The organism is Pseudoalteromonas sp. MMG012, assembly GCF_018100875.1.
In the GTDB taxonomy this organism is placed as follows: Bacteria; Pseudomonadota; Gammaproteobacteria; order Enterobacterales; family Alteromonadaceae; genus Pseudoalteromonas; species Pseudoalteromonas aurantia.
The window spans coordinates 1-7,470 of sequence record NZ_JAGJEF010000124.1 but is presented as its reverse complement, the minus strand read 5'-3'; the positions used below and the strand labels follow the sequence as shown (position 1 = coordinate 7,470).

Annotated in this window: 4 protein-coding genes and 1 pseudogene; all 5 read left to right on the top strand. The window is 40.8% G+C overall.

Annotated features, from left to right (window positions below; genetic code table 11):
- Window positions 1-634 (top strand): annotated as a pseudogene (locus J8L97_RS22035) (hypothetical protein); the annotation flags it as partial.
- Window positions 635-860: 226 nt separating this feature from the next.
- Window positions 861-2,381 (top strand): cytochrome-c peroxidase, encoded by a 1,521-nt coding sequence (locus J8L97_RS22030; RefSeq protein WP_247688782.1) that lies wholly within the window; start codon window positions 861-863, stop codon window positions 2,379-2,381.
- Between the two features lie 238 nt (window positions 2,382-2,619).
- Window positions 2,620-3,363, top strand: a complete 744-nt coding sequence (locus J8L97_RS22025) for a hypothetical protein (protein ID WP_211052806.1) — start codon at window positions 2,620-2,622, stop codon at window positions 3,361-3,363.
- Between the two features lie 454 nt (window positions 3,364-3,817).
- Window positions 3,818-5,698: an amidohydrolase gene (locus J8L97_RS22020; RefSeq protein WP_211052805.1), complete on the top strand. Its 1,881-nt coding sequence runs from the start codon at window positions 3,818-3,820 to the stop codon at window positions 5,696-5,698.
- Between the two features lie 201 nt (window positions 5,699-5,899).
- On the top strand, window positions 5,900-7,393 hold the full coding sequence (gene dgt / locus J8L97_RS22015) for a dGTPase (protein WP_211052804.1): 1,494 nt from the start codon (window positions 5,900-5,902) through the stop codon (window positions 7,391-7,393).
- The last annotated feature ends 77 nt before the right edge of the window (window positions 7,394-7,470 follow it).

Genomic DNA, 7,470 nt, shown 5'->3' with positions numbered 1-7,470 from the left:
GCCAAAAACAAGCCAGCTTTTTCGATGGTTAAATGTATGTAAAATTGATTTAAAGCCGCTAGCTGCACAGCTTCAAAACATTAAAAACTCTGTGTTCGTCATATTCGCCATTGCCTACCTTTCACCCGAATTCATGATGTCGTTATATATTTCGTTTTTAGTACTACTTCTAACATTTGGTGTTATACGTAAAAACATAGTAATTGCCACATCAACAAGCATTTTACTTTTTATGAATCTTATAGAGTATTATACGTTTTTATTTCTAATGGATTTTCTAAGTAGTCTTGATAACAAAACACCGTGGCACTCTTCTCTCATTTTTATTGCACAAGCTGTAATTTCATTTTCAATTATATTCTTGCTCATGTATCAAAACAATATCGTTAGGCTTCCTTTATTTAAACCTTGGAACCACGACAGAGGAAATAACTCACTGCTGGTCGTCACTCATGCTTATTTCACTGTTATTTCACTAATAACCGCATTAGAGTATGTACTACATCGTGTTTATTCGTTCAAAAGCTTGGCCTTTCTATATAATAATTATGAAAACTTCATTTACGCTGGGTGGGCTGTAATTATGGCGACATTGCTTAGCATGGTTACGAACGACTTAAACAAACAACCATAACTCACAGCTGAAAACACTCTATATAGCCATACAACGTCGTTGAATTGCACAATAAATTTACAACTCGTCGTACCCGCTCCCAGATAACAATACTAAGTAATGAACTTTAAGATATTACATAAGAATAAAAAACCAACCACAAGTGTAATTTTAACAATAATTCACATTTCTTCCACATTTGCTTGGCACTGTGATTGAAAGCTCATTATTTATAACTGGATGTAATATGATTTTAAGTTCTTTAGTATTAAGTAATCTATTTGTATTCAGCGCAAACTTAGCGCCTGTTGAACACCTAAAAACACCGCAAAACATAGTGCCTATGCAACTCAATACATCCAGTGAAAACGTTGATACTCCAGCCAGTAACGCAACCGACACTATGCTTAATACACTCATTACAGAAAAAAGGCTGAATAGAAGAATTAGGCAGACTCGTCAAGCCCCAAGGATAGACAATCCAATACCACAATTGGGTATGAAACTGTTTTTCTCAAAAGCGCTCGGGGGTGAAAAAACAGTCGCCTGTGCCACCTGCCATCATCCTGAGCTAGGCGGTGCCGATCAACTTTCATTCAGTATTGGTACAAATGCCATTGATCACGATGCCATTGGCCTCGCCCGCAAAGCCATCAATAACGAGGTAACCATACCTCGTAATGCCCCTACAGTGTTTAATACAGGGCTGATGCGTCGCTCTTTATTTTGGGATGGACGTGTTGAGCGAGTACAAGATGCACAAGGAAACCGTACCGATCAAATAAGCACCCCTGACTCTGATTTTAATACACCAGATGGCAATGCTGGAGACACCTTAACCGCAGCGCTGTCACGCTTTCCGGTTACCTCGGTTGAAGAAATGCGTGGAACAGCATTTATACAGGCAACCAATAATGAACAGGTGAGACGTCATTTGGCTGAGCGCATTGGCGATTACGGTACAGAAACGGGCGGCCTTGCTACCAATGATTGGCTGGCGCAATTTCGTGCCGCATTTAACAGCCAAGAATCCGCCGAAAATTTAATTACTTTTAACAGTATCGCTTTGGCACTTGGTCAGTATCAGCAATCTATGGTGTTTATTGACACCGATTGGCATCGATATGTTAATGGCGATAGCAGTGCCTTAACAGAGCAGCAAAAACGCGGTGCATTGCTGTATTTTACATCGAGAGAAGATGGTGGGGCCGGATGTGATACCTGCCATGGTGGACCACGTTTCACCCGTGAAGGCTTTGTTAATGTGGCCTACCCACAATTCGGTATTGGTACACAGGCTAACAACAGTGATATAGGTCGTGCTGCTATTGCGCCAACCCGCCGTAATCAGTTTGCATTTAGAGTGCCCAGTTTACTCAATGTTAGCCTCACTGCCCCTTACGGTCATGCTGGGTCATTTGAAACTTTAGATCAGGTTGTTGCCCACTATGTTGACCCAGCCACCAGTATTGAACAGTTTTTTCAACGCGGTGGGGCGTGTGGGTTACCCCAATTTGCTGACAACGCAAACTGTGACAGCTTAAACGACCAAGCTCAAGAGAATAGCCAAGCTGCATTAAGACGCTTTGAACGCTCACGGTTTGTAAAACCCATATTAAATTCAGCTCAACAGCAAGATCTTGTGGCTTTTTTACACGCTTTAACCGATCACTGTGCAACAAATACCGAATGTATACAGCAATGGGTACCCAATACTGAAGGTGATGACCCTGATAACTTACAGTTAAAAGCACACTTCACCCCCTAATTAAACCAGTTCTTCCAACCCTCAATGAGTTGATAATTACGCACGTAATATCAACTCATTCTTTAACCAAAACGTCATGTTAGCCACGCAAAAACCTCAGAATATAAAACCTAATTAACACATTAAATCAAGAATATCTTTACACGCATTTACAATAATCAACATTTGTCGGATTGCCAAATGTGCTCATCTTTAATACTGTTGCAAAAACATAAAAACCCATAGCAGGAACTTGTAGATGAGGCTGTTCAGCTTAATGTTCATTGCGCTGCTGTGCTCAACACCTGCTTTTGCATGCGAAGGCTTACCACAAAAAGCACTGAGTGCTGACGAAGCAACTTGGTCGCCCTATTTACGACGAGGTATGAAACACTTTGGTCTTAAAAATGACGAAATGGCTATTGCATGTTTTGAAAAAATAAAACCCTATGAGCCTGGTATTGCTAACATTCGTATTGCAACGGTGTATCATCTTCGCTTTAAAGCCCAACCCGACAGTAACGAACTTCGTAATCATGCATTAACACATTACAATCGTGCTTTAGAGCACCCTAATAATATTCCTGTTAATATGACACGTTCACGCATTACGAAGTTATTGATGTCATTGTCTGAGCAAAAAATCATAGAGTTACAAAGTGATCGTACCGGAGTAAGTCGTTACAATTATTTTAATGCAGGCTTGTATTACATCATCAAGCAACAACCAAAACAGGCATTACGATTGCTTGAACGCGCGGCTCAAGAAAAATATTGGCATGCCAAACTGCTGCTAGGTTTACTATACAACCCTATTTTTAAATATAACGCACAATATAGCCTATTTAAAAAAGACAGTGATCTTGCCATTATGTGGTTAGAAAAGGCGTATAATCAAGTACCTACCCAAATGCTAGAACGACAAATACTCCAACTGCAGGAATACCGAAAAGATCCAAAACCAACAACACCTTCAACTGAGCACCAAGTGGTCACAAAATAGGTGTTTATTACCAATAAAGATTCTGAAACAAGTTCAGAACAATGAAGGGTTTCGTCTTCCTGACGTAGGTCAGGACCCATGCCAGTCGTCACAGCCCATAGACTCTGAAACGAGTTCAGAGCGACGAAAGTGGGCTGCTACATTTCAATCCCTCCTCGTTCGTCTTCCTGACGCAGGTCAGGACCCATGCCAGTCGTCACACCACCCGGCGATCTTCACCTAATGGATTCTGAAACAAGTTCAGAACAACGAAAGTGTTTTCGTCTTCCTGACGCAGGTCAGGATCCATTCAACGTTTAACCACCATAGCCAATAAACCGATTTTGCATATTTAGCATATAAATCATTGGTGTAAGCAGATGTAATAACATTTTATTTATCTAAACCGGATAATGACTGTGCCACTTAACGGTAAATGGCTAAACCAGTGCTATCAATAATAAGGAAGTAACTTATGAATCACGACAATTGTAATCACGACTGTGCACAATGCGCTTGTCACAACCCGCTTTGGAACAGTTACGAAACTCAGGAGTCTTTGAGCAACTTTACTCAATCAATAAAAGAGTATGCAAAACAGCTTGGTACGTCTGAATCTTTACTCCCAGCGGGGTTTGTCATGTATTCTGGCGGTGTGATCCGCCCTATGATTAACGGTTCAACCGACCAAGTTGAAGCGATTGGCTTTGCAAATGGCAAAGTCTTCGCTGTAGGTAACTTAAGTGATGTAAGTGCCCAAATGCGCGCACTTGGTATGCAACCCAACAATCACCTTATATTAGAAGAAAATCAAACACTCCTACCAGGTTTAATTGAGCCTCATGTGCATATTGTTCCTACAGCGCTGACAATGGGTTGGATTGATTTAGGCGCGTTCACGGGTCAACATTTAAACCCAGATTACAGCCTAGATTACGTACTTAACCAAGTTAAGCTGTTTGCGCCTAAAAAGCCGGGAGATTGGATTTTAGGTACTGGCGTTGACCCTGCGCTTATGCCCTTTGAATATGAAGGGGAATGTACAGACAGCGCACCACAACTTGCTGATATCACCGTTGTTGCATTAGATAAATTAAGAGACGACAATACCCCAATATTTCTAATGTCGGCATCGTTACACACCGCTTATGTAAACACCGCAGCCCTAGAGAAAATTAAACCATTTTTTCCCGCAGACGAGCAAATCGACTTTGTTAAAAACATAACCGAGCAAGGGGCTTTACAAGAGCTCACGCAAATTTTCCCTGCTTTTAACGCCATACCTAAATCTCAAAATTTATCTGCATTAGAAAACTTACCTCGCTACATCGCTGAGATTTTTTCTACGGCCAATAAACGCGGCGTAACCATGATGTACGAAGCCGGCATGAAGCCAATGATGTGTGAAATGTTAAAGCTCTATCGAAAATTTACTCCGCATAATATGCGCGTTGGCTACGCAAAACTGTGCGAATCAGTTGCCGATGCAGAAGCATTGACTGACTTTACGCCCATCACCGAGCAAAGCTTAGCTGAAGTGTTTCAAGCCGGTGTTAAGTTAGTTTCTGATGGCTCCAACCAAGGGTTAACCGGTTATCAGTCAGAACAGTACAGTTGTAACCCCGTTAATAATTACGGTATTTTTAATTATAGCTATGATGCCACAGAACAAACCGACAATAGCAAACCAAATTATCAGAAAATGGTAAATACCATTATCAATAAAGGCTGGCCTATTTTAATTCATGCTAACGGTAATCATGCAATTGATATTGCACTTGATGTATATGAAAACGCACTTGCTGGCGAATCAGGTATTTATAAGCGTCATCGTATTGAACACTGCTCATTATTAAGTGACTACAGCGCAAAGCGCATGCAAGAAATAGGCATTTCACCTAGCTTTTTAATTGGTCATGTTGGTTACTGGGGCTACGCCTTTGAAAAAGTTATCTTCAAGAGTAAGTCGCACATGCTCGACCGCTGTAAAACCATGCTTGACCTAAATAGCCGAATTACCTTACACAGTGATTTATCAGTGAGCCCAACTGGCCCGTTACGCATGATGGAGCAAGCAGTAACCCGTATTATGGAAAAATCCCCTAAGGATCTCGTGTTAAATGAAAGTGAGTGCATTACCCGAGAACAAGCGCTTAAAGCCATTACATATGATGCAGCATGGCAGTGCCATGTTGATGAATGGGTGGGCAGTTTAGCTAAAAACAAACTGGCCGATTACGTTATTTTAGCTGAAGACCCACTCACAATTAGTGACGCAAGAAAAATACGCGACATACCGGTATTACAAACTTGGGTAGGTGGGAAGCTACGCTACCAGTACCAACTTTTTAGCTAATCGCATTACGTATTTAAAGTTAAAGGAAACACACTTCGTATAATCGCTTAGAAAAAATAATGTTAAGGATGACATTATTTTTTAATCAAACCAATGAACGGGAAAGTCATAGCTTTGCGTGAATAATCGCCTTTTGTGTTTACAAAAAATATACAAGCCTTTAAATTACATACTTAACTTTCAATTGCGCAGAATCAAATCATGACTTTTAGCAGCAAAATAAACACACTACGACCATACAATACGCAAGGGAATACGCGAGGCAACGTCAATAGCAGTTTAGAAAGTGACAGAGGCCGTATTATCAACAGTGCTGCACTACGGCGTTTACAACAAAAAACTCAGGTATTTCCGTTAGAGCGCAACGCCGCAGTACGATCACGGTTAACCCATTCATTAGAAGTACAACAAAATGGTCGGTTTATTGCCCAGTCTATTATTGCAGAGCTAAAAAAGCGTGGCTTGCACCATTATATTCAATCAAATTCACAGGAAGATTTAGAAAGCGCACTCGTCACATTATGTGAAATGGCTTGCCTTATGCACGATATTGGCAACCCTGCATTTGGTCATTTTGGCGAAGCCGCAATAAACGACTGGTTCAAACGCTATTTACTAAATCACAGTGAATACAACACATCATCACATACTGCATTGAATGCAACACAAAGCTGTGAATTAACCCTCACTGAGCAACTTTTGCTTGATGTATGTAGCTTTGAAGGCAATGCCCAAGCAATACGCATCGTACACACCCTTTCAACCCTCAATCTTACCTACAGCCAAACAGCCAGTATTCTGAAATATACCCGTGCAGCAACCACTCCAAAATCACAGGTGCCGAACAATAAATCTTACTTGCAAAAAAAAGTCGGCTTTTACTACAGTGAAAGTAAATTTGTGACGCAACTGTGGAACACTCTCAACATTGAAGCTGGTAACCGTCACCCTGCTGCCTATATAATGGAAGCCGCAGATGACATAGCTTATTGCTTAGCAGACATGGAAGATGCGGTTGAAAAAGGTATTATCACCGTATTAGAACTAAAGGGATTGTTAATCGATGAGTACACCCAAATCGTCAAAAAACAGCGCCTTAATGATAGTAGCTATATGAAAGATAAAGTTGATAGCGCCTTTAAAAAAGCCCAAATCAACCCTGCCAATTTTGAAAATGAGTTTTTTATTTTTTTAAGAGTTAAGCTATTACACCCGTTAGTCACACACGCCACACAGCGATTTGTCGACAACCTAGATGCCATTTACCACGGCCATTTTAACGAAGCTCTATTAGAAGATAACGGCTACCAACACTGTGTAACTCAAGCGCTTAAAAATGTGGCACTAAAGCACGTATTCTCTCATAAAGAAGTTGAGCAATTAGAGCTTCAAGGTTACAAAATTACCAGTGGAATACTCAATGAATATCAACGAGTATTAGATCTCTCAAGTACGCAATTCACTGACTTACTTGAAAATGGGAGGGCTTACCCAGTAGAAAAAAGACTCGTAAAACGTATATCGAAAAAATTTGTCGCGGTTTATCAGCAAAGTGTTGCTGAGCTCCCGCCAGAACATGCAACTAATTCTATATACGAGTTTTACTACCGCTGCCGACTGTTACAAGATTTCATCAGCGGCATGACGGACCAATTTGCGTACGATACCTATCGCACGCTTACTGTTTCGGAATAAATCACTAAACGAGGAAGCAATGGACTCTGAAATAAACTCAGGGAGACAAAGAGTTTAAAACGCTACATCAGTCGCTT